Source organism: Lactovum odontotermitis (genome assembly GCF_054658595.1).
This window is the reverse complement of sequence record NZ_BAAGGQ010000005.1, coordinates 102,246-126,906: the sequence shown is the minus strand read 5'-3', so window position 1 is coordinate 126,906 and position 24,661 is coordinate 102,246. Positions and strand designations below refer to the sequence as shown.

Here is a 24,661-nt window from a genome sequence, read left to right as displayed (position 1 = left end):
ATACAATAATTTTAAGGGAAAGAGTGCAACACAGTTTCATGGGAATTTACCATAGAAATTACTGAATCGGGGAGAAAGGGAGACATGAAAAATTACAAGCCTTTTCTAGCATATGCTTCTATGTTTATGTTGGTATTATTCTATATGGTTTTGGGTGGATAGCTTTTCGCTAGAGAAAAGCGGGTGTATATTAAAAGATTAAGAGGAATCTATAGATTCATGAGAAAATGAGCTTTCGCGAAGTTTATTTTGGTAGGAGGCAGGATGTTTCCGTAAGTTCCTGATTTCAGGAAACTTATGCGGATAAAAAGTTCCGGAAAATCGGAAGAAAGGACAATCATCATGAAGATGAACCTAAAGAACAAAATCCTAGTGGCACTGGTGTGCCTAGGTGCTGTTGGAACAACAGCTGCTCAGCTCACTGCAAGCGCAGATGCACCAGAGACTCGTGTTTGGGTGGGACAGGTGAAAGATTATCGCTACAAGGAAACTTGGAAAGGGGTTACTCAAAAAGATAACACTTATTACAAAGAGTTGCGCTGTTCTCATGGCTATGAAGAACTACCGGTTTACCATTCACATGATAGTTATGGCAATCTTGAGACTGAATACTGGAAGTGGAACTACAGAACATTCTAATTAGCTTGTTTTTGCTGGGTTTCATGCGCATGAGCAAAAAGAGTTTATGCGCATGAATTCTGTGAAAGGAGTGCGTAATGCTGAATTTTGAAATCAAAAAGTTTTTTCTCAGCAAAAAGAATTTAGTGATTTTAGTAATGCTAGGTCTGTTATTGGTAGTGACTCATTTTGTTCGCCTAAATTCTTCGCTCAACACGGGGCCCTATAAGCTGGAGAAGATTGGGGGAATCAAATATGGTATTTCAAAAGCCGAGGAGAAGCTTCAGGATTCATCATATCCAGAAGATTTGAGAGTTGAGACAGAGGAACGAGTCAAGGATTATAAGCGACAAGTCAAGGCGCTAGAATCAAACCAGTTCAACAGCTATTTTGAAATACAGAATAAATTGAATCATCAATATCTGAAATATGATGAGAAAGATAAGCAGCTAGAAGAACAGAAGAAGTTTCATCAACATCAAATTGACTATTACAATCTGATAAAGAAACGGCGACTTGATTTCGAATTAGAGCCAGGTTCTCAGGTGCATGCATTTGGAACGTTTATTAACACTCCTCTTGTCAGCATGTTCACGAGTATGTACCTATTGATTTTCGCCGTGCTTATCTCCGTCCAGATTTCCACCCACTTTGAAAGCAAAGAATTCCTTTTCTACGATTTCGCAAAGATTTCTAGACAGCGTACTTTGTTTCAGAAAGTAAGCGCCGCGCTGCTTGTAACTTTTGCAAGTATTCTGCTAATCAGCGCAGTGGACATCATTTCGGTCGGTATCAAGAACGGATTCGGTTCGCTAAACTATCCCGGCTACCTGAAAAACTTCAAAGGCGCAGGTAGCCCAATGGTTCCCTGGAGAGTCGACAACATGGCCATCCCAAACGGACAAATCATCCTGATCAGTTTAAGCTACCTCTTCCTGATTCTCATCTTCCTATCCGCCCTCGGCGCCCTATTCTCGGTCTTATTCAAAAAAAGCCTCGTCGTCGTCGGCATCATCGCCGTTTTCATCGTCGGCTGGTCGCTCATTGAGCAGAAAGACTACATGCAGGCTGTGCGCCGCTTCGTGCCGATGAGCTACCTTGACCCGAGAGAACTCCTCTGCCATCCGGCCTACCTCTTCGGTAAAAGCTCCCTAGTGGTCGGCATCGTCTATCTGGCAGCGCTGAGCGCCATTTGCTTCCTATTCTCAAGCTTTCTCATGAAAAAATATAGAGTCCGGAGGCTATGACTATGACTATGTTGAAGATAATAAATTTAAAACTGCCCGATATTGCTCCTTTTTCCTTCGAATTAAAGGCCAAAGGCCTTTATGGCCTGATAGGACGTAACGGCATCGGAAAGAGCACACTGTTTTCAATTCTGGCAGGTGAGACAGGCGCTTCCGGCGGAAGAATTGAAACGAGGAGGGTTGCCTATCTGCCCAGCGTTGACGTCTTTGATGAAAACTTGAAAGCAAGTGACTATTACTCGATCCTGAGCAAAAAAGAAAAAGCCAGAGCCATCAAGTATTCACGCCTATTTTCCGCCGGGAAATTCGCAGATAAAAGAATCGGCAAGTACTCTCTAGGCATGAAGCAGCTTTTCGCGACCATCCTGTCCTTCTCGGTCAGCTCTGACGTTTTGATTATTGACGAGCTTTTCAGCGGTCTTGATGTGGCCGTGAAATCAAAGGTTTACGAGGTCGTGCAGGAGATATCTAAGCAGAAAATCGTGATTCTGACTTCGCACAACCTAAAGGAAATCGAGCACTTCTGCGATGTCACTTATCTGCTCTCAGAGACCGGAATCTCACAGGTCGACGACTTTGCTGAAGCGGCTCGTGAGATTGGTTATATTGAGACTTTTTACTGAATATACTATATTAATTAAATATTCAAAACACTCACGATTGTTTCCTAGGAAAATTGAAGGACAACAAAAAATTCGATAAATTCTCTGCCCGATTGGGCAGTTTTTTGTACTGAGGGCATCGTAAGTATTGAAAACTTCATTCAAAAATGGTAAAATAATTTCAAGAAATGATATACAAAAATATACAGACCTAGCAAAAGGAGATAACATGGTCTCATACACAGAAAAGAACACCCAGTTCAACTTCAGGACGAATTCAGACCTGCTGGCAGAAGCGCGCAAAATCGTCAATGACGAGAACTTTGACATGACAACGATTATGAACTCCGTCCTCACAAAAATCGTAGAAGAGCACTCAGTCCCTGCGGAGCTAATCAGTGAAAAAGAAGCCCGCCGGAAAAAAATCATTGACAGCCTGTATGCCGAGATTAATATCGGGCGCAAATCAGCCCTGGCAGGAAAAACAAAACCGCTGAGCGAGGTCATGAGCAAATATGGCCTTTAAAGTCAAAACAACCGACATTTTCGAGCAGGACCTGGCTGAAATTTACGAGTACATTCGTACGCACTTTTTCTCCGAGCAGGCAGCCTTGAATACCGTTCAGAACATTCTGTTGGGGCTGAAAAACCTCGAAGTATTTCCGACTGGCGGCTTTAAGGTTGCAGAGAGGACAGGGAGAAAAGTTCCTGGCGCACTGGATTACCGCGGGCTTGTCCTGGGAAATTACATTGCATTCTATGACGTGGACGAGAAAAAGAAGCAGGTCATTGTTGACCGCCTGATGAGCAGCCGGGAAAACTGGATAGAAGTACTCTCGTCCTGATAGTTTGCATTGATTCCCAGAAAAAACCATCCACAGGAAAGCTTTTTTATGATAAAATAGACAAAACAGATTAGATAGGTTTAAAATGGTAGAACTTAAATATAAACGCATCTTACTCAAACTCTCAGGCGAAGCCCTAGCCGGCGAAAAAGGCTTCGGCTTCGACCCGGAAACCGCAATCAAAATCGCGAAAGAAATCAAGGACGTCCATGACCTCGGCACGCAAATCGCGATTGTCTGCGGCGGCGGCAACATCTGGCGCGGGATTACCGGCGAGAAAGCAGGCATGGAGCGGGCGCAGGCGGATTACATGGGCATGCTTGCGACGATTCAAAATGGCCTCTTCATGCAGTCTGCTCTGGAAGGAATCGGTGTTGACACCCGTGTCATGACGGCTATCGAGATGAAAGCAGTAGCTGAGCCTTACATTCGGCGCCGTGCAGAACGGCATCTAGAAAAAGGCAGAATTGTTATTTTTGCCGGCGGCACGGGCTCTCCTTATTTTTCAACCGATACAACCTCGGCTTTACGCGCAGCCGAAATTAATGCCGATGTCATCTTAATGGCTAAAAACGGTGTAGACGGTGTCTACAGTGCGGATCCGAACATTGTAGAAGATGCGGTCAAATTCGAGCACCTGACCCACATGGACGTGATTATCAAAGGTCTGAGCGTCATGGACACCACCGCTTCGACCATGTCAATGGACAATCACATCCCGCTCGTCGTCTTCAACATGAACGAAATGGGCAACATCAAACGTGTCGTTCTGGGTGAAAATATCGGGACAACCGTCGAGTAACACTAGACTCAGCGTCTAATAAATATTATCAAAGGAAATAAAATGTCAAACGAACTAATTGAAACTGCAAAAGAAAAAATGGCTGCCTCTGTCCAGAATCTGCAGCGTAATCTTGGACAAGTGCGCGCAGGACGTGCAAATGCGAGTCTTCTGGACCGTATCAATGTGGACTATTATGGTGTGCCGACGCCCTTGAAACAGCTGTCTTCCATTACGATTCCTGAGGCGCGTGTCCTGTCGATTTCTCCATTTGACAAGGGTTCTCTGAAAGAGATTGAGCGCGCCATTAATGAGTCGGACCTAGGGATTACACCGGCTAACGACGGGCAGACCATCCGTCTGGTGATACCCATGCTGACAGAGGAGCGACGCAAGGAGCTTGTCAAGTACATGGGCAAGTTCATTGAGGAAGCTAAAGTAGCTATCCGCAATAGCCGTCGCGATGCCATTGATGCCGCCAAAAAACAGCAGAAAAATGGCGAAATCTCTGAAGATGAGCTGAAATCTTTCGAGAAGGACATCCAGAAAGCCACTGATGACGCGGTCAAGAATGTGGACGCTGTGGCCAAGGAAAAAGAGAAAGAATTGCTGGAAGTATGATGTTTACAGTCGATTACAAAAATATTCCTGAGCTTGTAAAGCATTTTGCGGCGGCAGATGCTGAAGTGCGGCAGAATCTGGCCAATCTGGTCGCAAGCGAGGCGAAGTATCTGAATGAGCATTTCAAAACTGAGATGACGCTCTATACTTTGGAGGAAAAGCCTGAGATTTATCCCTGGCTCTCGAGTATTTTTGCCGAGCGCGCTCTGAATTTTGACGATCAGCGACCGATTTTTGTGGGCGAGTATGATGTGGCCGACGTTGTTGATTCCAAGAAGTTCGGCTACAAAGACTACGGCCAAGCGCATTTTGCCTGGGTGATTTTTGCCAGCGGCATGGATGCGAATGCCGCCTACAATCTCACGGATAAACGGCGCCGGGCGGTTGGCTTCAAGCTGTCCGAGGGCATGGAGATACCGGAAATTTTCCCGGAGAACGGCTTTAAGTTCGCCACGATGAAAAGCAAGATTGGCGGAGCAATTCGCGGGACTTACTTCGTGGCAAAGGGTGAATATTTGTAATCTGAAAACAGCGGCACGGCCGCTTTTTTGCTGCACTTTCTAGAGTGCTCATAAAATTATTTTAGTTGTCTTTAAGTTTCAGACATTTTACGAGTCTAAATAATTGACACGAAAAAGACAAAACTGTAAAATGTGTCTAATTCAATGAAAGGAATAAAAAAAATAATATGAAAACAAAACATCGTTCTAATAAAACTCTAAAAAAATCTCGCCTACTGATAGCTGGGCTCGTCTTAACTTTTCCATTACTGGTCCTTGCAGGCTGCAAAAATGATAAAACCAGTGCAGAAAGCAGTAGTTCCAGCTCAACCAAGGCCTCTTCAGCCGTTAAATCCTCTGCGAGCACGTCGTCATCGACTTCAAGCTCAAGCTCAAGCTCCAGCACAACAAGCTCCAGCTCGAAAACAGCCAGCTCATCAGCAGCTGCGAATCTTTCACAGGCTGACCTCGTCAACCTGATGGCAGCCTGGATTCAGAACAGCCAGGGCAAGTACAGCGTCCAGTATTTCACGGACAGCTCAGGCCATCAGACATTCACCTTTATTAACGGCGGAGAAAACGGCTCCGGCAAGTTTAACTCCGACAATGCCTCCGCTGGGCAAGGACTGAAAGACGAAAAGAATTCTGCACAGTTTGTCGTTGATGGTGACAATGTCAGCTTCCAAGTCCCAACATTTCCAAATGGCGTGACAGGCGACTGGAACGAAATCGTCTGGACAACTAAGGAAACATTGAGCAAAGAAGCCCTGCAGGCGCGTTTCGGCAGTCAGGTGTCTACAGCCACTGCACAGCTCATCATGGTTGAAGCAGGAAGTCCTTACTGAGAGCTAAAGCTCTAGCAATTTCTAGAAGCTGAAGCTTCTGAAATTGTCTGCCCCCTGCGGGTGCTGCTGTCCACTCTCGCTACGGTGCTAAAGCACCTAGTCGAGTGGCACTGAGAGCTGAAGCTCTAGCAATTTTTAAAAGCTGAAGCTTCTGAAATTGTCTGCCCCCTGCGGGTGCTGCTGTCCACTCTCGCTATGGCGCTAAAGCACCTAGTCGAATGGCACGCTTAAAGTTTTATTTTAAAAAACAACTTAACCACCTGCTAGTGAATGAAGCAGGTGGTTTTTACAACCGTAGACTTGACGCATACAGCAAGTAGTTTTAGTCAAGTGTTGCGTTACCAGTATGTTATAATCATGACATGAATAAATATCTCGCAAAGTCGCTTTCGGCTTTAATTTCAGATTCAAACGAAGAATTTTATTTTGTCCAGTCGCATGGGCTGACGCTGGCTCTGGCAAAATCGGAAGGACACCATTTTATCGGCGATGTCGTTTCCGGCTTCGTCTATTCTGACAAATCAGACAGGCTGCGATTGACGACGGCTCCGCAGAGCGTCACGCTTGAGACATACGGCTGGGGACGTGTGGCAGACGTGCGGCGCGACCTTGGTGTTTTCGTCGCAACCGGACTGCCGGACAAGGATGTCGTGGTCTCAATGGACGACCTGCCGCTGGACAAAAATCAGTGGCCCAAGAAAGACGACCAGCTCTATGTCAAACTGACAGTGGACGCCAAAGACCGCCTCTGGGCGCATTTGGCCTGGGCAGAAGACTTCCAGGCATTAGCCGGCAAAGCCTATGACAACATGCAGAACGAGACACTTCGAGCGATTGTGTACAGAATCAAGGAAACAGGTAATTTCGTGTACCTGCCGGACAATAACATGCTGGGCTTTATTCATCCCACAGAAACGCTGGGACAGGTCCGAATCGGCCAGGAAATGCAGGCGCGTGTCGTCGGCTTCAACGCCAGAAACAAAACACTCAACCTGTCCATGAAACCTCGTGCCTTTGAAATGCTGGACGCCGACGGCCAGATGGTTCTGGCTTATCTCGAAAACGTCGGCGGCTACATGTTTTACAACGACAAATCGTCGCCGGAAGACATCAAATCCACCTTCGGCATTTCCAAAGGTCAGTTCAAAAAAGCGCTCGGCGGCCTGATGAAAGCAGGTAAAATCAAGCAGGATGCTGACGGCACACAACTGTTAAAAGAGACTGAACAAGGAGACTAAATGACCAATTTTAAAACCAAATTAATCCACGGCGGCGTGAGCAGCGATGCAGCAACAGGCGCTGTCTCCGTGCCAATCTACCGCGCCTCAACTTTCAAACAGAAAACGCTAGGCGGGCAAGTCGCCTACGAATACGGGCGCTCGGGCAACCCTACGCGCGAAGCGTTGGAAAAGCTGATTGCCGAGCTTGAGGGCGGCGTGCGCGGATTTGCCTTCGCCACAGGTCTCGCAGGCATCCATGCGGTTCTCGCGACCTTTTCTGCCGGGGACCACATCGTTTTCACGGACGACCTCTACGGCGGCACATTTCGCCTGATGACAAAAGTCATGGAAAAATTCGGCCTGACCTACGACCTGGTTGACCTGACGGTTCCGTCTAATCTGGAGAAAGCTCTCCAGCCCAGCACAAAAGCCGTGTACCTGGAAACACCCTCAAATCCATTGCTCAAGATTATTGATATTAAGGCCGTGTCAGAAATTGCCAAGTCGCATGGCTTGCTGACGCTCGTCGACAACACCTTTGCCAGCCCTTATTTCCAGCAGCCCCTGGCCTTGGGCGCAGATATCGTGATGCACTCCGGCACCAAGTATCTCGGCGGGCACTCCGACGTCGTGTCCGGCCTTGTCACGACAAATTCGCAAGATTTGGCCGAGCAGATTTATTTTAATCAGAATTCCATCGGCGGCGTGCTTGGACCCGACGACAGCTGGCTGCTGCAGCGCGGCATCAAAACTCTGGCCCTGCGCATGGAAGCCCATGCGGCCAATGCTGCGGCTCTTGCAGATTATCTGGTCAACTCCGACAAGGTGGCAAAGGTCTATTATCCAGGTCTTGCCTCGCATCCTGGTCACGAAATCGCAGCTAAGCAGATGTCAGGCTTCGGCGGCATGATTTCCTTCGAGCTGAAAGACGCGACCGATGCCAAAGTCAAAGAGTTTGTCGAGAGCCTGGAAATTTTCACGCTGGGCGAGTCACTCGGCGGCGTCGAGTCGCTGGTTGAAGTGCCGGCTGTCATGACACATGCCAGCATTCCCAAAGAAACGCGCGAAGCAGCTGGTATCAAGGACGGCCTGATTCGTCTGTCGGTCGGAATTGAAGACATTAAAGATTTAACGGCCGATTTAGAGCAGGCTTTCATGAAAATCTAAGTTTTCGCTAAATATTTCCTATACACTTTCAAAAAAATGTCCAAATAATATGGACATTTTTCAATTTTTTTAGGACAGAAATTCACAGTTTGCCTATTTTCAGTCTTGAAACGTGAATAAATGAACAAAAAGTAGTAGCATGAGAACGGTAACAAAATAGTGAGAGGTATGATTTAGAAAGTTAATTGTTCTCAACGGCACAATTTCTGTTACCTTAAATACTTTAAAAGTAAGGAGATTTTCATGGAACAACAAAACTCAAGAAATTCCGGAAATGAAAACGAGTTTACCAAAGAAGAAGAGCTTTTTCTTCTTAGAAATAAGGAGGGCAAGATTGTCGGCATCCGAGACTTGCGACAGGCAAACTTTCAGGCGACGATGAAAGATTGGAAGCAGCATTTGCCGAAACCGAAATTATTAACAGTTGTTATTTGGGTTGCAGTCGCTTTACTCGGCGCTTTGGCCTGGTCTCTCATCGCGGTTGCGAAAGGCGAAAACCTGAATGCCATCTGGTTCGTGGTTGCGGCTGTCTGCTCTTATTTGATTGCTTATCGTTTTTATGCGCTCTACATTCAGCGAAAAATCATGCAGCCGGATGATTTGCGTGCGACACCTTCTGAGGCGCATAATGACGGAAAAGAATTTGACCCGACCAATCGTGTCGTTTTGTTTGGTCACCATTTTGCATCAATAGCAGGAGCAGGTCCGCTTGTAGGTCCAGTTCTGGCTGCACAGATGGGTTACTTGCCTGGTACGATTTGGATTATTTTTGGTGTTATTTTTGCCGGTGGTGTTCAAGATATGCTTGTCCTCTGGTTTTCACATCGTCGCCGGGCAAAATCTATCGGTGCAATGGCCAAAGACGAAATCGGCCCTTTTGCAGGCGCTTTAACGAGTTTCATCGTCTTTATCATGACAATGATTGTCCTTGCTGTTCTAGCTTTAATCTGTATCACTGCAATGGCTAATTCTGCCTGGGCAGTTTTCTCCATCGGGATGACAATTCCTATTGCCTTGTTCATGGGAATTTATCTTAAATGGATTCGTCCAGGCCGAGTCAATGAAATTTCGTTCATCGGCTTTGTGCTGCTGATTCTGGCTATCTTCGGCGGGCGCTGGGTGTCTGAGTCTTCATTTGCGCATATCTTCATGCTTTCTCAGACGTCTCTGGTCTGGTGGGTGATGATTTATACTTTCATTGCGGCCATTATCCCGGCATGGATTTTGCTGACGCCGCGCGACTATTTGTCCATGTTTATGAAGATTGGAACGATTTTCATCTTGGCAGTCGCCGTTGTCGGAATTCGCCCGGATGTGACAATTCCAGCACTTACAAACTTTGCACATAATACGGATGGTCCTGCTTTTGCCGGTTCGCTTTTCCCATTCTTATTTGTCACGATTGCCTGCGGTGCCTTGTCGGGCTTTCATGTCATGATGAGCTCGGGAACAACGCCGCACTTGATTGCCAAAGAGTCACAGACACGTATGATTGGTTACGGCGGAATGCTGTTTGAGTCATTTGTGGCAATTATGGCGCTTGTAGCAGCAATTTCGCTTAACCCTGGTATTTATTACTCAATGAATACGCCGGAAGCCAGCCTTGAAAAGCTGTCCGGCATGAGTTATCAGAAATCCGAGTCGCCTGAGGCGATTGCGGCTGAAGCAATTCCTCACGTGGCAATGATGCCGGACGGTTCACCATTAAAGATTGAGTGGGAAGGAACGACCGGAGAAGCAGCACTGAAAGAAGTTGCCAAAGACGTGGGCGAGAAGTCAATTGTCTCACGTACGGGTGGTGCGCCGACCTTGGCCGTCTCAATGTCTAATATCCTGAAAAAGGTACCGATTATCGGCGGAAGAGGTATGATGGGCTTCTGGTACCATTTTGCCGTCATGTTTGAAGCTTTGTTTATTCTGTCAGCCGTTTCTGCAGCGACGAAGTCTACAAGGTATCTGCTTAATGATGCTTTAAAGAGTTTCAAGCGTAAAAGCCGCTGGGGCGATGATGATTGGCTGCCTAGCAAGATTGTCACTACTGCAGTTATCGTGGGCGTTTGGGGCGCTTTACTCCTCATGGGCGTGTCCGACCCGAACGGCGGAATCAAGATTATGTATCCGCTCTTCGGTATCTCAAATCAGCTGATTGCTGCGGTTGCGCTCGCAGTTGTCGCAGTCATGGTCGTGCGCAAAGGCTTTATGAAGTATATCTGGATTCCGGCAATTCCGCTGGTTTGGGATGTTGCAGTAACCTTCACCGCTTCCTGGCAGAAAATCTTCAGTCCGGATGTGAATATCGGCTACTTTGCAGCTTATAATGCCGCCAAAGCCAAGGTTGCTTCCGGAAAATTAACCGGTCTGCTGCTGACCAATGCACAAGCGACCATCAGAAACTCTATGATTCAAGGAGTTTTATCTGTCGTCTTCCTTGCCTGCGTGGCCGTATTGCTCATCATCTGTATCGTCAAAGTGATAAAGATGGTGCAGGCCAATGAAATCGGCGACAGCTTCACTTCAGAAGAACCCTTTGTCGAGTCTAAGATTTTCGGCACATCAAGTTTCTGGCCAACTCCATTGGAGCACAAGGTATTGAAGTATAAAAGCAAATTAAATGAAGTTGAGATTAATTAAGTCCATCATTTTATGACTGGCTAATCTTGATTTGCGACAGAACGGGGGCAAATGTCTCCCGTTTTGTCTTTTTTTGTCTAAAAATACTCCAAGCTATCATCTGACCTTTTTCTATGCTATAATCAAATAAATTTTACGAGAAGGAAAGAAAATGGCAAAAGAAAAAGCAATATTCGCGGGCGGCTGCTTCTGGTGCATGGTTGAACCCTTTGAAGAGCAGGACGGCATTTTAACAGTAACAAGCGGCTACACAGGCGGTGACTTTGCTCACCCGACCTATGAGCAGGTCAAAGCGCATATTACCGGCCACACCGAGGCGGTTGAGATTATTTTTGACAATAAAAAAGTGTCATATGAAGCGCTCGTTGAACTTTATTGGCAGACGACCGACCCGACTGACGCCTTTGGACAGTTTGAAGACCGAGGCGACAACTACCGCCCAGTGATTTTTTATACAACAGAAAAGCAGCGGGAAATCGCAGAAGCCAGTAAACAAAGACTCCAAGAATCAGATATTTTCGCCGGGTCAAAAATTATAACCAGCATTGAACCAGCTAAAGTTTTCTGGCCTGCCGAAGCCTATCATCAGGGCTTCTATAAAAAGCATCCGGAGGACTATGCCGAAGAAATCGCCGGCCGCCGAGAATTTATTTTAAAGCACTGGACAGAAAAATAGAAAGACAAAGGTATGACGTTTTATCAATATTTAATGAAATTCAGAAGTCCCTCGGAAAACGATGACATTACAAGGCTGGCAAATCTGGTTTTCAGAGACAGCACTTTTCCGCGCCAATCCACGGATTTTGACGAGATTTCCAGCTATCTGGAGACCCATGCGCCCTTTAGATTTCCATTACAGCTGTTTGATGAAATATGGCAGGATTACCAAGTTTCGTGAGACAGTTCTGTTTCTGGCAAACTTGTCCGCTTTAATAGTTGCATTCTTTGAATAAATATGCAATAATAAGCATTATTTATTAAGGAGGTTCCTATGGCAAATTTATCTGTCTTAGAACAACTGAAATCAGGCGATTTGACGCGCTTTCCAGCCGAATACCGTGATTTTCTCCTCCGAAAAATGTCTGAATTTCAGGCGAAGCACTGGCATGTCTGGGAGCTCCGCCAAATTGAAGATAAGCCTCTGCGTGACCACTATGCGCATATTATTTCGCAAATCACGCAGATTCGTGAATATCGCATTTTGCCCAAGACGCCGGGCGACATTCTGGTTAAAGAGACGATGATTATCGTGACCAACCACGAAAGAGAGCTCATTGCTTTCTGCGGCCGCGACCGGGTGGAGATGAGCTCCAGACCTGCGGTACCAGCCATTCTGACCGCCCGCAACAGTGAGATTGGAACCATGTATACCAGTGACAGCAAAAATGAGCAGGGCAATTATTTATACAGAAATCACGGACTGGCCAAATTTCTGACGGCGCTCCTTGTCGGCTATGCCCATTCTGAAAAAGCCGATGCAGTGATTTTCTGCAATGAAAAATCAATAGGAGTCGCAGAAGCCCTGGGCTTCCAGGAAGTGACGGCCTCAGAAAATCTGCAGACGCATCAAATTGCAGACCCGCTGCTGCAGCTTTGCCTGACTGACTGTCTGCATTATGCAGCACGGCCAGCCGGCAGTATCTGCTGTGATAGAATAATGATTAAGAAAGTTCAAAGATGATAGATTCCAAAGGAGCTGAAGCAGCAGTTGAACTGGCAAAGCAGCTCATCACCATTCCCTCAACATCGGGCCATGAGACAGAAATTCTATTTTTCCTGAAAAACTGGCTGCGCGCGCAGGGCTTCAAGTTTGTCCACCGGGACACCCGCTTTGTCACTGCCAGAATTCAAGGGAAATCGTCCGAGCGGGCACTGATTCTGTCCGGCCATATTGATACCGTCGTGCCGGGAGACAAAAATACCTGGGACTATTCGCCCTATCAGGCAGTCGAAGATACAGAAAAAGGCCGTCTGATCGGCCTTGGCGCCAGTGACATGCTGTCAGGCATCGCTTCAAATCTGACAGTTGCCCGCCAGTTTCTGGACAAAGAGCTGGATTATGACCTCTGGGTCGTGGCAACCGCCAACGAAGAGCTGGACGGCCAAGGCTCAGCCGATTTTGTCCGCTGGTTTGAAATCAACAGCTCCTACCAGTCCGCGGCCTGCATCATTTCCGAGCCCTCAAACCTTGAGCAAATCGAAATCGGCCAGCGCGGCAACCGCTTTATGAGCTTCAACTTCCAAGGCGAATCCGGACACGGCTCCCTGCAGGATAATTTTGACAAAAGTGCTCTGTTCAAACTAGAAAATTTTTTAGGCAATCTTCCTATTATTGTCAAAAATCTCAAGAAATATAGCAATTCTGTGCTTGGACAGCCCACACTCGTGCCGACGGCAGTCAATGCCGGAAATCCCAAGGCCCCTAACAAAACAGCCAGCCGCGTTGACTTGACAATTGACCTGAGGACAACACCCCAGCTGGATGACAGTTTCGACACTTTTATCCAAAAATTAGCAGAAGAATACGCTTTTACTTGGAGATATGTGGCAAATCCAGTCCCCTCGACTCTTGTCAATCCAGAGCTACCATTTATCCAGAAACTTTCAGAAATTACACAGGTCAAAGCCCTCGTAGCCAGTGCCAGCTCCAACGATTCGGGCTTCTTTGAGACTGCGGGCATTCCCACCGTCATCTTCGGCCCAGGCAGTATCGAGCAAGCCCATCAGGCCAACGAGTACATAGAAATTGCCAATATCGAGAGATTTGTCCAGATTCTTGAAAATTACCTCAAAATATACTAATACCGACTATTTTTTAGTCGGTATTTTGAATAAAAAGACATAAAGCTGCGTCAACAAGGCCAGAAAAATGACAATTTTGACCCAGACCGGCGGCACAATGATGATTGCAAAAAGCATCATCGCATTAGAAATCAGCAGAATCCGAGTCTTCTGTTTCTTTGTCATCGTGCGCTCGTTAACAAAATCTGCTGCATAATTTTTATACAGCTTGGTGCCTTTCAGCCAATCTTCGAACCGCTTTGACGAACGCGCGAAGCAGAAGACCGCCAAGAGGAGAAAAGGCGTCGTAGGAATCCCCGGAATGACGACTCCCACCGAAGCGAGCCCGACAAATAGAAAACCTGATATAAGAAATAAAAGTTTCATAGTTCAACCAATCAAAATAAGAATAGCAGGGCGTGATAGTTCTCATATTGTACCATAAATTTTGTACCATAAATTTTTCTACTAGTAGCCGAAATTTGACACTGCCGGCCTTTTCTGGTAGACTATACGAGTACGCAAATTTGCGGACAATTCGTGTGGCAGGCCATGGGCAAGCTGAAAGGCTTGAACGAATAAGACCGCTATGACCACATCACGAAAGCTTGCGCAGCAAAGAGTTTCCTTTGAGAGAAGATGCTCGAGCTGCAAAAATTAAAGAAAGGGAATGGCGAATGCTTGAAAAAATAGGCAGAAGCTATTCAAAAGGAAAAAATCGTGGCTAAACAAGTTGAAAAACTCGTAAAACTTCAAATCCCTGCTGGTAAAGCGACACCAGCTCCACCAGTCGGTCCGGCTCTTGGACAGGCAGGTATCAACATCATGGAATTCACGAAGGCCTTTAATGCTCAGACAGCAGACATGGGCGGAATGATTATTCCAGTTGTTATCAGTGTTTATGACGACAAGTCTTGGACTTTCATCACAAAACAGCCGCCGGCTTCAGCACTCCTGAAACAGGCAGCGAAGATTCAGAAAGCTTCTGGTACGCCGAATAAGGTGAAAGTTGCGAGCATCACAAAGGCTCAGCTTCAAGAAGTTGCCGAGAAGAAAATGCCTGACTTGAATGCTGCATCTCTGGAAGCAGCAATGCGTATCATCGAAGGTACTGCAAAGTCAATGGGAATCACAATTTCGGACTAAAGATTCCTGTAATCTTTAAATATTATGGAAGATTGACGAAGGTCAATCGCTATTACCACAAGGAGAAAACAAATGGCTAAGAAAAGCAAACAAATGCGTGCTGCGCTTGAGAAAATCGACACAGCAAAGTTATACAATGTAGAAGAAGCGGTCAAGCTGGCGAAGGAAGCTAGTTTCGTGAAGTTTGACGCAACGGTAGAAGTTGCCTACAACCTCAATATTGACGTGAAGCAGTCAGACCAGCAGATTCGCGGGGCAATGGTTTTGCCTAACGGAACTGGTAAGACTTCTCGTGTCCTTGTTTTTGCACAGGGCGCGAAGGCTCAGGAAGCTGAAGCTGCAGGCGCTGATTTTGTCGGCAGTGATGACTTGGTTGCCAAGATTAACGGCGGCTGGCTTGATTTCGACGTTGTTATCGCAACGCCTGATATGATGGCTGTCGTAGGACGTCTGGGACGTGTGCTCGGCCCTCGTAACTTGATGCCGAACCCTAAGACAGGTACGGTTACAATGGACGTGACGAAGGCTGTTGAGGAGTCTAAGGGCGGTAAGATTACTTATCGTGCGGACAAGGCTGGTATCGTGGCTGTGCCGATTGGTAAAGTTTCGTTTGACGCAGACAAACTGGTTGAGAACTTGAAGGCCTTCAACAATGTGATGGTTGCGGCTAAACCGGCTGCTTCAAAGGGCACTTACATGACTTCAGTGACTGTTACAACGACAATGGGTCCTGGTGTCAAGATTGACCCATCTTCATTCTAAGGCAGATTCATTCAAATATTCATTTGCGAAAATCGGACGGCGCGAGTTGTCCGATTTTTTGTATTTGTCTGTGTGAAAATAAGAAAGGTATAAAAATAGCTGAAAATATTATCGTCAGAGCACTTTGTTTTATGAGTTTTTTGAAAAATTCACCTAATTCTTGACATTCAGTAATATTTAGTGTAAAATAAAAAAATTACTTGAAGAGACACATATCAAGTAAATTTATAAATACGAATTCGAGCATGTGGAAGACCTGTTTACTCGGACGTGAGACAAAAGGAGGCAAAAATGAACAAATCACTTCAAACTTTAAGCAAAGTTTGCAGACAAATTAGAGTATTATATTACTGGCCTCAGGGCCAATTTAGATACTGATTCATTCAAACTAATTGTCGTCTTTTGCTCTCTGCATCTTTTGCACTTTTTACAGAAAAAACAGGAAAATTCATGGAAAATGAAAATAAGGAATTAAAAGCTTCAATGAAGTCGCGGCATCTGGTCATGTTGTCGCTGGGCGGCGCCGTCGGCGCAGGACTTTTCGCTGGTGCCGGTTCGGCCATCAATATGGCAGGGCCAGCAGTACTCTTAACTTATATTTTATCAGGGCTTTTGCTCTTTGTCATTATGTACGGTGTCGGGCAGATTGTCCTTCTACAAAAGGTAAAATCAACCGGGATGTCGGGGCTGGTTGAACCGCTGCTTGGTCATCGAATCGGAAATTTCATTGACTGGGTTTACTGGCTGCTGGCACTGTCGGTGCTGATTGCGGTCGCTGCACCCATTGCTCAGTTTCTGCAGGTCTGGTGGCCGAATCTGCCGACTTGGGTGGTCTATGTTCTGATTGCGGCTGCGGCTTTTGTCATCAACCTTTTCTCTGTCAAATTCTTTGCGGAAACGGGCTTCTGGATGTCCGCCATTAAAGTCGGCGTCCTGGTGATTCTGATGGTACTCGGGCTTATCCTGATTGTAGGAAAGCCGGCTTATCTGAGTAATCTGACGTCACACGGCGGCTTTGCGCCCAACGGTTTTAAAGGTATTTTCAATGCCATGCTGATTGTCATCTTTTCTTTCGGCGGCATGGAGCTGCTGGCGCTGTCAGTGGCTGAGACGGACAATCCGAAGGAAACCATTCCCAAGGCGGTCCGCTCAATGATTATTCAGTTGTCTCTGGTCTACATTATTCCAGTCTTCATCTTTGTGACGGTTTATCCCTGGAACAAGGTAGGAAGCCTGCCGGGCGGCCCTGTGGTTGCGATTTTTGAGAAGTTCCATCTGCCCTTTGTCTCTAACTTTGTCTTGGCAATTATGATTCTGGCGCTGTTCAGCGTGCTGAATTCAATGTATTTCGGGACAATTCGTTCGCTTTATGCGCGTTCCCGCGGTGCGCAAAATCCGGTCGGCAAGTTTTTTGCAAAGTTATCGAAGAATCAGGTTCCAGTGCGGGCCAATGCTTTCAGCGCCTGTGTTCTCATCTTCGGGGCAATATTGTCAACGGTGATTAAAGGCGGGCTCTTTGAATACATGTCTTCTGCGATTTCTTATCTGCTGATTGTTGTCTGGATTGTCTTCCTGCTTGCAGCGCTGGTGCTTTACCGCAGGAATCCGGAGCTTGTCAAGCCTTGGGTGAAAGTCATTTCTTATGTGACTCTGGTCGTTCTCATCGCCATTCTAATCGGCGTCATTGCGACAAATAAGATTGAAATTACCATTTATGCAGTGGTTGTCTGCTTAATCAGCTTCCTGGCCTATGTTAAGCCGAAAAATGAATAAATAAAAATCGTATGAACTCAATTTTTATGAAAACTGGGTTCATGCGATTTTTTTATTTTGTCTGAGCTTTGTCTGCCGACTCCGGCTGTGCGTATTTTGAGGCAATTTCGTTAATTTTGTCAATATTTCCCTGCGCGCTGAATTGAAATTCTTCAACTTTGCGCTGAATTTGCAGGCCGACTTTCTGGGCCTTTTCGGCCTCGTCCTGAACAATAGTCAGTTTTTCCTGCACATCAGAAATATTGCCTTTCAGCTCAGAGAAGCTGTCGGTGATTTCGCTGATAAGTCCCATTATTCTAATATCTCCTTTGCGACAGCGTCCAGGTCGTAGTCATGTGTCGGCGTGTGCACGAAATCCGGCCCGCCGTCATTTTCTGTGCGGGGCACCAGGTGAATATGCGTGTGCATGACGGACTGTCCGGCGATTTCTCCGCAGTTCGCGACGATGTTCATCCCCTCGGCACCTAATTTCTTGACGAGGAGCTTTCCAAGCTCTGGTATTTTGCTGAAGAGCTGCGCAGCCTGGTCTCCTGTCATTGACAGGAGATTCTCGTAGTGCTGTTTTGGAATGACCAGTGTGTGGCCCTTTGTCGCCTGGGAAATATCTAGAATTGCGAGCACATCATCGTCTTCGTAAATCTTGACTGAGGGAATTTCCCCCGCAATAATTTTACAAAAAATACAGTCTGGCATAAAAGTTTACCTCAGTAGCCTGTTTTCATAGTTCGCTGACGGCTACGCCCTTTCAATATGATATAATCATTATAACAAATTTTCTGAACACAGAAACGAAAATGGAGTTTTCATCGATGACTTTACAGGTAAAAAATCTGACAGGCGGTTATTTCGGCAATCCTGTCCTGAAAGATGTCAATTTTGAAATCACGGACGGCCAGATTGTCGGTATGATTGGTCTGAACGGTGCCGGAAAATCAACCACCATCAAGGAAATCATCGGCCTCTTGACGCCTTTCAGCGGTGAAATTTCAATCGACGGACTAACGATTAAATCGGACAAAACAGCTTTCCGAAAGAAAATCGGCTTTATTCCGGAGACGCCGAGCCTCTATGAGGAGCTGACGCTGCAGGAGCACATTGAGCTGACAGCGCTGGCTTACGACGTGGATAAGGCGGTTGCGCTGGAGCGCGCCAAGCCGCTGCTTGCGACTTTCCGCCTGGCCGACAAGCTGGACTGGTTCCCGATTAATTTCTCTAAAGGCATGAAGCAGAAAGTCATGATTATCTGCGCCTTTTTGACTGAGCCGAGCCTTTATATCATCGACGAGCCTTTTATGGGCCTGGACCCGCTGGCTGTGTCCGATTTGACCGACCTGATGATTCACATGAAAGAGCAGGGTGCCTCAATCCTGATGTCGACTCATATTTTGTCGACGGCCGAGAAATTCTGCGACAAATTCGTCGTGCTCAATGCCGGGCAGGTCGCAGCTGAGGGAGATGTCCCCGCCTTGCGCGACAAGTTCGGCCTGACAGACGCGACGCTTGACGACATCTATCTGCACCTGACAAAAACGGCGACGGAGGCGAAATGAAAGAAATTTTCGCAAAACGCCGCCGGAAATATTACACGCAGAACCTGAAATACCTGCGCTACGTCTTCAACGACCACTTCATGCTCTTTCTCCTGATTATGCTTGCGACCTTATCTGTCCAGTACGCCCAGTTCCTGCAGCATAATACGCTGAACTGGCAGTTTCGCGCGTTAATCGTTGTCGTAGTGAGCGTCGTCGCGTTAGTTCCGGGAAAAGTTGCCAGTTTCATGGAGGCTCCCGACAGTACATTCTTACTGGCAAAAGAAGAAGCTCTGAAAAAAGAATTATACACTGCGCGCCTGCGCTCAATGCTTTTCCCGGCCGTCATCATCCTTGCGTTGACCGTCATTGCAAGCCCCGCCGTCAAATTCAACGCGCTCATGCTGGTACTCTGGTTTGTCATTTTACTTGTAATAAAATTTGCCAGCTTCATCCTCAGATTAAGAAGTTTTCTGCCGGCTGGCAATTTGGACTGGGAAGCATTGATTCATTATGAAGAAATCCGCCAGACCAGCATTCTGAAAATCTACGCGCTTTTCACCAATGTCAAAGGCATCGAATCCCGCGCCAGACGCCGCAAGTACCTGGATTTCCTGCTGCCGAAAAATGGCGAATCTGCCTTCAGTTTCCTCTACCTGCGCACCTTTCTGCGCTCGGGAGAATATTTTACTCTGAGCCTGAGACTGCTGATTTTGTCACTCATTCTGATTATTTTTGTGCACAATATCTGGGCAGTTGTCGTGATAGTGGCCATTATTGACTACCTGCTCATTTTCCAGCTTCTGTCACTTCAGAAAAGCTTTGAATATCAGACCATGGCAAAAATTTATCCCGTGACAGAAGACGCAAAACTCCAGGCACTCAAGCATCTCCTGCAGAAAATCGTTGTACTTTTCACACTCATTCAGCTGATTTGTATGGTTCCATCCTTCTGGATAAGCTGGCAAATTCTGCTGCTCCTGCCGATTGCTTACCTGCTGGGCTGGATTTACCCTAGCTACCGCCTGAAAGGGCAAAAAAAATAGCTTCACACGAGCTATTTTTTTAATACAAACTTTCTAATTTAATACAAACTTTCTAAAAAGAACCTTCGAGCCGAGAATGATACCAATCGGCAGAAGCAGCGCCGCAGGGAAAGCAATGATAAACGGCGTAACCGCCTGGAAAATCGGATAAAGCAGAGAAAAAAGAACAGAGTAAGAAGCCACATGCAGGAAGAAACTAAGCTCCCGCCGCTGACTTCTCCGAGTCTGAGCCGCATTACGCTTATTTTCCTGAGTCAAAGGCACATACTGCTGCGCCAGCGGACGCCCATTGTCAATGTTTTGATAGGCAGGCATCTCACTTTCAGAATATTCATACTCTCTCGCTTCCATAAGTTTTATAATTGTAACACAAAATCACGTGTTTTGCAAACTTGATGAAAAAGCTCTCAACTTGATTTTCTAGGCAGATGTGGTAAAATAATCATAGAGGGAGCACATAAAAAACCGTGTGGGTCCTACACACGGCGTGTTAAATATCCTCTGCGCGAAGGGGGCACTAGTTAACTAGTGCTTTTTATGTTTGCGAATTAACTCAACGATTTGCAGTAAAACTGAAATCAGCGTGAGTATGACCTGAACTACGTCCAGTAATATCACAAGCAACCTTTCGCAGAGGGGCGGACAATCGTCATAGCTGCAAGTCCCCCCTTCGTATAGAATGTGGCGAGGCTGTGCGCACGCGGAGCGATTTGAACACAAGAGCTTTTTACCCTCTTACTAATTAATACGTAATTTTTTCGGACTTGTTACAAGTTTTTTCAGAAAATTATCCGAAAAAGAAACACACGCCGTGCTCGTCGGTGTGGTATAATAATAAAGTTATGAATGACAGAAATATAAATATTACAGCAACTGCAGAATCCGTGGAACAGGCGAAGGCCCTGATTGAAGCGGGGGCAGACACAATATATGTCGGCGATGAGACTTTTGGACTGCGCCTGCCCACGGCCTTGTCGCATGAACAAATCCGTCTCGTCACGGAAATGGCGCATGCGGCCGGAAAAACGGTCACAGTGGCGGTAAATGCGCTGATGCACGTTGAGAAGATGGCGATTATCAAGCCTTATCTGGACTTTCTCCAGGAGATTAAGGCCGACCAGATTACGGTGGGCGATGCCGGCGTGATTTATGTCCTGCAGCGTGACGGCTACCAGCTGCCCTGGATTTATGATGCTTCGGTGCTGGTTACGAGCTCGCGTCAGGTCAATTTCTGGGCTGAACAAGGGGCAGCGGCTGCGGTTCTCGCACGTGAATTGCCGAAAGTTGAGTTAGAAGAGATGGCGAAGGGGCTGCAAATTCCAGGAGAAATCCTGGTTTATGGGGCTACTGTCATTCACCAGTCGAAACGCCCGCTCCTCCAGAATTTCTACAATTTTGCCAAGGTCGCGAAGGAAGAGGGCAAAGACCAGGCCAGCAATCATTTTCTGGCCGAGCCCAACGACGCGGAGTCACACTTCAGCATCTTCGAAGACAGCCACGGCACGCACATTTTTGCCAACGATGACCTGGACATGATGACGGAACTAGGCGAGCTGACGGCGATGGGCTACGAGAACTGGAAGCTGGACGGGATTTTCACTCGCGGTGAAAATTTTGTTGAGATTGTTCGGATTTTTGTGCAGGCGCGTGAGCTGATTGAAGCTGGTGAATTCACGCCGGATAAGGCTTTTCAGCTTGATGAGATGGTGCGGAGCTTCCATCCGGCGGGGCGTACCTTATCTCATGGCTTCTATGATTTGGACCCGGCGAAGATTAAATGATGCAGTCATGAAAGCCCTCTGTTTTGAGAAATTCGGCAATTATTACAGCCCAAATATTAATAAAAAGTTTTGGTCTTCACGACCTTTTCAAAATAAAAGAATTCTGGTTCTATCTTGAAAATAGTTCCTAATAATTCTAGATTTTGTAATAGAAATTGAAATTATTGGAGAAAAATCTATAATGTCTAAAAAATACCAGCGTCCTGAGGTGCTTGCACCCGCAGGAACTCTAGAAAAACTCAAAGTAGCTTTTGATTACGGTGCAGATGCTGTTTTCATCGGCGGACAGGCCTATGGTTTGCGCTCAAGGGCTGGAAATTTCAGCTTTGAGGAAATGGCCGAAGGCGTTGCTTATGCTGAAGCTCACGGCGGAAAGCTTTACGTCGCGGCCAATATGGTAACACACGAGGGCAATGAGCAGGGCGCAGGCGCTTGGTTCCGCCAGCTGCGCGACATCGGCGTTCACGCGGTGATTGTTTCTGACCCTGCCCTCATTGCGATTTGCGCGGCAGAAGCGCCAGGTCTCGCGATTCACCTGTCAACACAGGCTTCAGCCACCAACTACGAGACACTCGAATTCTGGAAAAAGCTCGGGCTTGAACGAGTGGTTCTGGCGCGTGAAGTCTCAATGGACGAGCTGGCGGAGATTCGCAAGCATACAGATATTGAAATCGAGGCCTTTGTGCACGGTGCCATGTGCATCAGCTACTCCGGGCGTTGCGTTCTCTCAAACTATATGAGCCTGCGCGATGCCAACCGCGGCGGCTGCAGCCAGTCCTGCCGCTGGCGTTACGACCTCTATGACATGCCTTTCGGCCGTGAGCACGAGTCGGTTCAGGGTGAAGTGCCCGAGCCTTTCTCCATGTCGGCGGTGGATATGAGCATGATTGAGCACATTCCGGACATGATTGAAAACGGCGTCAATTCGCTGAAAATCGAGGGGCGGATGAAATCGATTCACTACGTTTCAACGGTGACAATGGTTTATAAGGCGGCGGTAAATGCTTATTTGGAGAGTCCGGCCAAATTTGAAGAGATAAAGCAGAGTTTAGTTGATGAACTCTGGAAAGTAGCCCAACGCGAGTTAGACACCGGCTTTTATTATGGCATCCCTGACGAGAACAAGCAGTTGTTCGGCGCGCGGCGCAAAATTCCTGAGTATAAGTTTGTCGGCGAAGTGGTGTCTTATGATGCGGCCAAGCAGGAAGCAGTCATTCGTCAGCGCAATGTCATCCGCGAAGGCGACGTGATTGAGTTCTACGGGCCTGGCTTCAGACATTCTCAGACGAAAGTTGAGAATCTCCGGCTGGCCTCCACAGGTGAAGCGATTGACCGCGCACCTAACCCGATGGAGCTGCTGCTCATCAGTCTGAGCGAAGAAGTTCAGCCAGGTGACATGATTCGTAAAAACGAAGAGGGTTTGATTAATTTATATGTTCAAGATGTGAAACACGCCCGTTAAGAAGCGTAGAAATTTAGGGAAATTGGGTTCTGCCGTAAGGCAGGTTCTAATTTCATCTAATTTCCTAGCTTCTGGCGTGTTGAGCTCAATTATAAAGAAAACGGCCAGGCTGTGACGGTTCGGGCTTAAAGGGTAGTTAAAATGATGACCAACAACATTTCCAAATCGAAGTTGAAGGGGCGCAAGATTGGCGTCTATTTCGGGACTTTTGCACCGCTGCATGTCGGGCACCAGCAGCAGGTCTACAAGTGCGCGGCGCTGAATGACGGCGTCCTGCTGATTGCTTCCGGCACGAATCACGACCGGGGCGCGAAGATTGGTCTGCCGCTGTCTAAGCGCTTCCGCTATCTACGAGAAGCCTATAATGACGAGCCGACCATCAAAGTCGCCATGCTGGACGAAGAAAATATTCCAGCTATGCCGGACGGCTGGAATCAATGGGCGGACATGCTTTTTGACTTGATTCGCGAGAATACGGTGGAAGAGAAGCTGGAAGTCACTTTTTACGTCGGCGAGGAAGAGTATATAGCCGAGCTGTCCAAGCGCTTTCCCGCGGACGACGGGAACAGCTATGCGGTTGAAATTGCCGACCGCCACGACATCCAGATTTCCGCGACGCAGATTCGTGAAAATCCGATGCTGCACTGGAACGATATCAACCGTGTTTTCCGCCGCCATTTCTCGAAAGTTGTGACTGTCATGGGCTCGGCATCAACCGGCAAGTCGACGCTCGTGCGCTGGCTGGCCCGCTCCATCAACGCGCCCTTTTCACTTGAGTATGCGCGTGAATACGAGGAAAAATCAAACATTGACGACGATGAACTCCGTATGGACGATTACGCCCGCCTGATTACCGGCCAGTACGACGCCAATTCGCGCGAAGTTAATTCGCCATCTAACCAGGGCGTTGTATTTCTGGACACAGATGCCATTGTCACGCGGGTCTATGCGAAATTGTACCTGCCCAAGGAAGAATTTGAACAGCTCGAGCCGCTTTTCCAGAAGACGATTGCCGACGAGCATATGGACCTGATTCTCGTGATACCGCCGATTACCGAGTATGTCGATGACGGTTTCCGCAATATGGAATGGGAAGCCAGCCGTAACGAGTTTCAGAAAGAACTGATGCACTCGCTGGCAGAATTCGGGCTGATGGACCGCGTTGTTTTACTGAGCGATGATGGCGACCACCGTGACGAACACGGCTACTTATCGCGTTATCACCATGCCATTGACGCAGTCAAACAGTTTACCGGCATTGAAATTAAGAAATTAGAGTATTAATGAATTTTTTTTGATACGTT

The 24,661-nt window shown here is 47.0% G+C and carries 28 protein-coding genes; 24 read left to right on the top strand and 4 right to left on the bottom strand.

Going from position 1 to position 24,661, the window contains the following annotated elements; genetic code table 11:
- Positions 1-297 precede the first annotated feature (297 nt).
- The 16 genes from ACYQ2E_RS04560 to ACYQ2E_RS04485 all read left to right on the top strand — a co-directional run bounded on the left by ACYQ2E_RS04560 (position 298) and on the right by ACYQ2E_RS04485 (position 13,879).
- Positions 298-639 (top strand): hypothetical protein, encoded by a 342-nt coding sequence (locus ACYQ2E_RS04560; protein ID WP_460016884.1) that lies wholly within the window; start codon positions 298-300, stop codon positions 637-639.
- Between the two features lie 77 nt (positions 640-716).
- Positions 717-1,865 carry a hypothetical protein gene (locus ACYQ2E_RS04555; protein WP_460016883.1) on the top strand — a complete coding sequence of 383 codons (1,149 nt, stop codon included), beginning with the start codon at positions 717-719 and terminating at the stop codon, positions 1,863-1,865.
- A 2-nt stretch (positions 1,866-1,867) separates the two neighbouring features.
- A complete protein-coding gene (locus tag ACYQ2E_RS04550; protein ID WP_460016882.1) occupies positions 1,868-2,488 on the top strand; it encodes an ATP-binding cassette domain-containing protein in 621 nt (206 codons plus the stop codon).
- A 208-nt stretch (positions 2,489-2,696) separates the two neighbouring features.
- Entirely contained in the window at positions 2,697-2,993 is a 297-nt protein-coding gene (gene relB, locus ACYQ2E_RS04545) for a type II toxin-antitoxin system RelB/ParD family antitoxin (RefSeq protein ID WP_460016881.1), read from the top strand.
- Entirely contained in the window at positions 2,983-3,312 is a 330-nt protein-coding gene (locus ACYQ2E_RS04540; protein ID WP_460016880.1) for a type II toxin-antitoxin system RelE/ParE family toxin, read from the top strand. The genes relB and ACYQ2E_RS04540 overlap by 11 nt, the downstream gene beginning before the upstream one ends.
- Positions 3,313-3,397: 85 nt before the next feature.
- Positions 3,398-4,114, top strand: a complete 717-nt coding sequence (gene pyrH / locus ACYQ2E_RS04535; protein WP_460016879.1) for a UMP kinase — start codon at positions 3,398-3,400, stop codon at positions 4,112-4,114.
- 42 nt (positions 4,115-4,156) lie between these two features.
- Complete coding sequence (gene frr, locus ACYQ2E_RS04530) at positions 4,157-4,714, top strand: ribosome recycling factor (RefSeq protein WP_460016878.1); 558 nt, start codon at positions 4,157-4,159, stop codon at positions 4,712-4,714.
- On the top strand, positions 4,711-5,235 hold the full coding sequence (locus ACYQ2E_RS04525) for a hypothetical protein (RefSeq protein ID WP_460016877.1): 525 nt from the start codon (positions 4,711-4,713) through the stop codon (positions 5,233-5,235). Before frr ends, ACYQ2E_RS04525 begins: the two co-directional genes overlap by 4 nt.
- A gap of 167 nt (positions 5,236-5,402) precedes the next feature.
- Entirely contained in the window at positions 5,403-6,059 is a 657-nt protein-coding gene (locus ACYQ2E_RS04520) for a hypothetical protein (protein WP_460016876.1), read from the top strand.
- A gap of 362 nt (positions 6,060-6,421) precedes the next feature.
- Entirely contained in the window at positions 6,422-7,297 is an 876-nt protein-coding gene (locus ACYQ2E_RS04515; RefSeq protein ID WP_460016875.1) for a CvfB family protein, read from the top strand.
- Complete coding sequence (locus ACYQ2E_RS04510; RefSeq protein ID WP_460016874.1) at positions 7,298-8,446, top strand: cystathionine gamma-synthase; 1,149 nt, start codon at positions 7,298-7,300, stop codon at positions 8,444-8,446.
- Positions 8,447-8,689: 243 nt separating this feature from the next.
- The gene (locus tag ACYQ2E_RS04505) at positions 8,690-11,077 is read left to right on the top strand and encodes a carbon starvation CstA family protein (protein ID WP_460016873.1); all 2,388 of its coding nucleotides are present in this window, start codon (positions 8,690-8,692) and stop codon (positions 11,075-11,077) included.
- Between the two features lie 151 nt (positions 11,078-11,228).
- Positions 11,229-11,753 (top strand): peptide-methionine (S)-S-oxide reductase MsrA, encoded by a 525-nt coding sequence (msrA, locus tag ACYQ2E_RS04500; protein ID WP_460016872.1) that lies wholly within the window; start codon positions 11,229-11,231, stop codon positions 11,751-11,753.
- A 12-nt stretch (positions 11,754-11,765) separates the two neighbouring features.
- The gene (locus ACYQ2E_RS04495) at positions 11,766-11,975 is read left to right on the top strand and encodes a YozE family protein (protein ID WP_460016871.1); all 210 of its coding nucleotides are present in this window, start codon (positions 11,766-11,768) and stop codon (positions 11,973-11,975) included.
- 93 nt (positions 11,976-12,068) lie between these two features.
- On the top strand, positions 12,069-12,758 hold the full coding sequence (locus ACYQ2E_RS04490) for a GNAT family N-acetyltransferase (protein ID WP_460016870.1): 690 nt from the start codon (positions 12,069-12,071) through the stop codon (positions 12,756-12,758).
- The gene (locus tag ACYQ2E_RS04485; RefSeq protein WP_460016869.1) at positions 12,755-13,879 is read left to right on the top strand and encodes a M20 family metallopeptidase; all 1,125 of its coding nucleotides are present in this window, start codon (positions 12,755-12,757) and stop codon (positions 13,877-13,879) included. The genes ACYQ2E_RS04490 and ACYQ2E_RS04485 overlap by 4 nt, the downstream gene beginning before the upstream one ends.
- 6 nt (positions 13,880-13,885) lie before the next feature.
- Here the strand turns inward: ACYQ2E_RS04485 and ACYQ2E_RS04480 are convergent, their stop codons facing one another.
- Positions 13,886-14,245 carry a YbaN family protein gene (locus tag ACYQ2E_RS04480; protein ID WP_460016868.1) on the bottom strand — a complete coding sequence of 120 codons (360 nt, stop codon included), beginning with the start codon at positions 14,243-14,245 and terminating at the stop codon, positions 13,886-13,888.
- Between the two features lie 333 nt (positions 14,246-14,578).
- Here ACYQ2E_RS04480 and rplK point away from each other — a divergent pair, with 333 nt between their 5' ends.
- From rplK to ACYQ2E_RS04465, 3 genes are all read left to right on the top strand, one after another.
- Complete coding sequence (gene rplK / locus ACYQ2E_RS04475) at positions 14,579-15,004, top strand: 50S ribosomal protein L11 (RefSeq protein ID WP_460016867.1); 426 nt, start codon at positions 14,579-14,581, stop codon at positions 15,002-15,004.
- Positions 15,005-15,076: 72 nt separating this feature from the next.
- Positions 15,077-15,766 carry a 50S ribosomal protein L1 gene (gene rplA, locus ACYQ2E_RS04470; RefSeq protein ID WP_460016866.1) on the top strand — a complete coding sequence of 230 codons (690 nt, stop codon included), beginning with the start codon at positions 15,077-15,079 and terminating at the stop codon, positions 15,764-15,766.
- A gap of 450 nt (positions 15,767-16,216) precedes the next feature.
- A complete protein-coding gene (locus tag ACYQ2E_RS04465; RefSeq protein ID WP_460016865.1) occupies positions 16,217-17,539 on the top strand; it encodes an amino acid permease in 1,323 nt (440 codons plus the stop codon).
- A gap of 52 nt (positions 17,540-17,591) precedes the next feature.
- Here the strand turns inward: ACYQ2E_RS04465 and ACYQ2E_RS04460 are convergent, their stop codons facing one another.
- Both ACYQ2E_RS04460 and ACYQ2E_RS04455 read right to left on the bottom strand, forming a co-directional pair.
- Positions 17,592-17,831, bottom strand: coding sequence for a hypothetical protein (locus ACYQ2E_RS04460; protein WP_460016864.1), 240 nt, complete (start codon positions 17,829-17,831; stop codon positions 17,592-17,594).
- A complete protein-coding gene (locus ACYQ2E_RS04455; RefSeq protein ID WP_460016863.1) occupies positions 17,831-18,232 on the bottom strand; it encodes an HIT family protein in 402 nt (133 codons plus the stop codon). The genes ACYQ2E_RS04460 and ACYQ2E_RS04455 overlap by 1 nt, the downstream gene beginning before the upstream one ends.
- Before the next feature lie 116 nt (positions 18,233-18,348).
- On the opposite strand from ACYQ2E_RS04455, the gene ACYQ2E_RS04450 reads away from it, so the two are divergent.
- Both ACYQ2E_RS04450 and ACYQ2E_RS04445 read left to right on the top strand, forming a co-directional pair.
- Positions 18,349-19,089 (top strand): ABC transporter ATP-binding protein, encoded by a 741-nt coding sequence (locus ACYQ2E_RS04450; protein WP_460016862.1) that lies wholly within the window; start codon positions 18,349-18,351, stop codon positions 19,087-19,089.
- Entirely contained in the window at positions 19,086-20,114 is a 1,029-nt protein-coding gene (locus ACYQ2E_RS04445) for an ABC transporter permease (RefSeq protein WP_460016861.1), read from the top strand. The genes ACYQ2E_RS04450 and ACYQ2E_RS04445 overlap by 4 nt, the downstream gene beginning before the upstream one ends.
- 33 nt (positions 20,115-20,147) lie before the next feature.
- Here ACYQ2E_RS04445 and ACYQ2E_RS04440 read toward each other — a convergent pair whose 3' ends face one another.
- Positions 20,148-20,465 (bottom strand): hypothetical protein, encoded by a 318-nt coding sequence (locus ACYQ2E_RS04440; RefSeq protein WP_460016860.1) that lies wholly within the window; start codon positions 20,463-20,465, stop codon positions 20,148-20,150.
- Between the two features lie 491 nt (positions 20,466-20,956).
- Here ACYQ2E_RS04440 and ACYQ2E_RS04435 point away from each other — a divergent pair, with 491 nt between their 5' ends.
- From ACYQ2E_RS04435 to ACYQ2E_RS04425, 3 genes are all read left to right on the top strand, one after another.
- The gene (locus ACYQ2E_RS04435; protein ID WP_460016859.1) at positions 20,957-21,895 is read left to right on the top strand and encodes a peptidase U32 family protein; all 939 of its coding nucleotides are present in this window, start codon (positions 20,957-20,959) and stop codon (positions 21,893-21,895) included.
- 181 nt (positions 21,896-22,076) lie between these two features.
- Complete coding sequence (locus tag ACYQ2E_RS04430) at positions 22,077-23,357, top strand: peptidase U32 family protein (protein ID WP_460016858.1); 1,281 nt, start codon at positions 22,077-22,079, stop codon at positions 23,355-23,357.
- Positions 23,358-23,498: 141 nt separating this feature from the next.
- A complete protein-coding gene (locus ACYQ2E_RS04425; protein WP_460016857.1) occupies positions 23,499-24,641 on the top strand; it encodes a nicotinamide-nucleotide adenylyltransferase in 1,143 nt (380 codons plus the stop codon).
- Positions 24,642-24,661 lie beyond the last annotated feature (20 nt).

What these genes read in the sequence shown, in the direction of transcription:
- ACYQ2E_RS04465 (WP_460016865.1), top strand. Translation starts at nt 16,217, where the DNA reads ATGGAAAATGAAAATAAGGAATTAAAAGCTTCAATGAAGTCGCGGCAT.
- pyrH (WP_460016879.1), top strand. Translation starts at nt 3,398, where the DNA reads ATGGTAGAACTTAAATATAAACGCATCTTACTCAAACTCTCAGGCGAA.
- frr (WP_460016878.1), top strand. Translation starts at nt 4,157, where the DNA reads ATGTCAAACGAACTAATTGAAACTGCAAAAGAAAAAATGGCTGCCTCT.
- ACYQ2E_RS04430 (WP_460016858.1), top strand. Translation starts at nt 22,077, where the DNA reads ATGTCTAAAAAATACCAGCGTCCTGAGGTGCTTGCACCCGCAGGAACT.
- relB (WP_460016881.1), top strand. Translation starts at nt 2,697, where the DNA reads ATGGTCTCATACACAGAAAAGAACACCCAGTTCAACTTCAGGACGAAT.
- ACYQ2E_RS04525 (WP_460016877.1), top strand. Translation starts at nt 4,711, where the DNA reads ATGATGTTTACAGTCGATTACAAAAATATTCCTGAGCTTGTAAAGCAT.
- ACYQ2E_RS04440 (WP_460016860.1), bottom strand. Translation starts at nt 20,465, where the DNA reads ATGGAAGCGAGAGAGTATGAATATTCTGAAAGTGAGATGCCTGCCTAT.
- ACYQ2E_RS04425 (WP_460016857.1), top strand. Translation starts at nt 23,499, where the DNA reads ATGATGACCAACAACATTTCCAAATCGAAGTTGAAGGGGCGCAAGATT.
- ACYQ2E_RS04540 (WP_460016880.1), top strand. Translation starts at nt 2,983, where the DNA reads ATGGCCTTTAAAGTCAAAACAACCGACATTTTCGAGCAGGACCTGGCT.
- ACYQ2E_RS04515 (WP_460016875.1), top strand. Translation starts at nt 6,422, where the DNA reads ATGAATAAATATCTCGCAAAGTCGCTTTCGGCTTTAATTTCAGATTCA.
- ACYQ2E_RS04450 (WP_460016862.1), top strand. Translation starts at nt 18,349, where the DNA reads ATGACTTTACAGGTAAAAAATCTGACAGGCGGTTATTTCGGCAATCCT.
- ACYQ2E_RS04505 (WP_460016873.1), top strand. Translation starts at nt 8,690, where the DNA reads ATGGAACAACAAAACTCAAGAAATTCCGGAAATGAAAACGAGTTTACC.
- ACYQ2E_RS04480 (WP_460016868.1), bottom strand. Translation starts at nt 14,245, where the DNA reads ATGAAACTTTTATTTCTTATATCAGGTTTTCTATTTGTCGGGCTCGCT.
- ACYQ2E_RS04520 (WP_460016876.1), top strand. Translation starts at nt 5,403, where the DNA reads ATGAAAACAAAACATCGTTCTAATAAAACTCTAAAAAAATCTCGCCTA.
- ACYQ2E_RS04490 (WP_460016870.1), top strand. Translation starts at nt 12,069, where the DNA reads ATGGCAAATTTATCTGTCTTAGAACAACTGAAATCAGGCGATTTGACG.
- ACYQ2E_RS04460 (WP_460016864.1), bottom strand. Translation starts at nt 17,831, where the DNA reads ATGGGACTTATCAGCGAAATCACCGACAGCTTCTCTGAGCTGAAAGGC.
- ACYQ2E_RS04560 (WP_460016884.1), top strand. Translation starts at nt 298, where the DNA reads ATGCGGATAAAAAGTTCCGGAAAATCGGAAGAAAGGACAATCATCATG.
- ACYQ2E_RS04550 (WP_460016882.1), top strand. Translation starts at nt 1,868, where the DNA reads ATGACTATGTTGAAGATAATAAATTTAAAACTGCCCGATATTGCTCCT.
- ACYQ2E_RS04510 (WP_460016874.1), top strand. Translation starts at nt 7,298, where the DNA reads ATGACCAATTTTAAAACCAAATTAATCCACGGCGGCGTGAGCAGCGAT.
- ACYQ2E_RS04495 (WP_460016871.1), top strand. Translation starts at nt 11,766, where the DNA reads ATGACGTTTTATCAATATTTAATGAAATTCAGAAGTCCCTCGGAAAAC.
- ACYQ2E_RS04455 (WP_460016863.1), bottom strand. Translation starts at nt 18,232, where the DNA reads ATGCCAGACTGTATTTTTTGTAAAATTATTGCGGGGGAAATTCCCTCA.
- ACYQ2E_RS04435 (WP_460016859.1), top strand. Translation starts at nt 20,957, where the DNA reads ATGAATGACAGAAATATAAATATTACAGCAACTGCAGAATCCGTGGAA.
- ACYQ2E_RS04555 (WP_460016883.1), top strand. Translation starts at nt 717, where the DNA reads ATGCTGAATTTTGAAATCAAAAAGTTTTTTCTCAGCAAAAAGAATTTA.
- rplA (WP_460016866.1), top strand. Translation starts at nt 15,077, where the DNA reads ATGGCTAAGAAAAGCAAACAAATGCGTGCTGCGCTTGAGAAAATCGAC.
- ACYQ2E_RS04485 (WP_460016869.1), top strand. Translation starts at nt 12,755, where the DNA reads ATGATAGATTCCAAAGGAGCTGAAGCAGCAGTTGAACTGGCAAAGCAG.
- ACYQ2E_RS04445 (WP_460016861.1), top strand. Translation starts at nt 19,086, where the DNA reads ATGAAAGAAATTTTCGCAAAACGCCGCCGGAAATATTACACGCAGAAC.
- msrA (WP_460016872.1), top strand. Translation starts at nt 11,229, where the DNA reads ATGGCAAAAGAAAAAGCAATATTCGCGGGCGGCTGCTTCTGGTGCATG.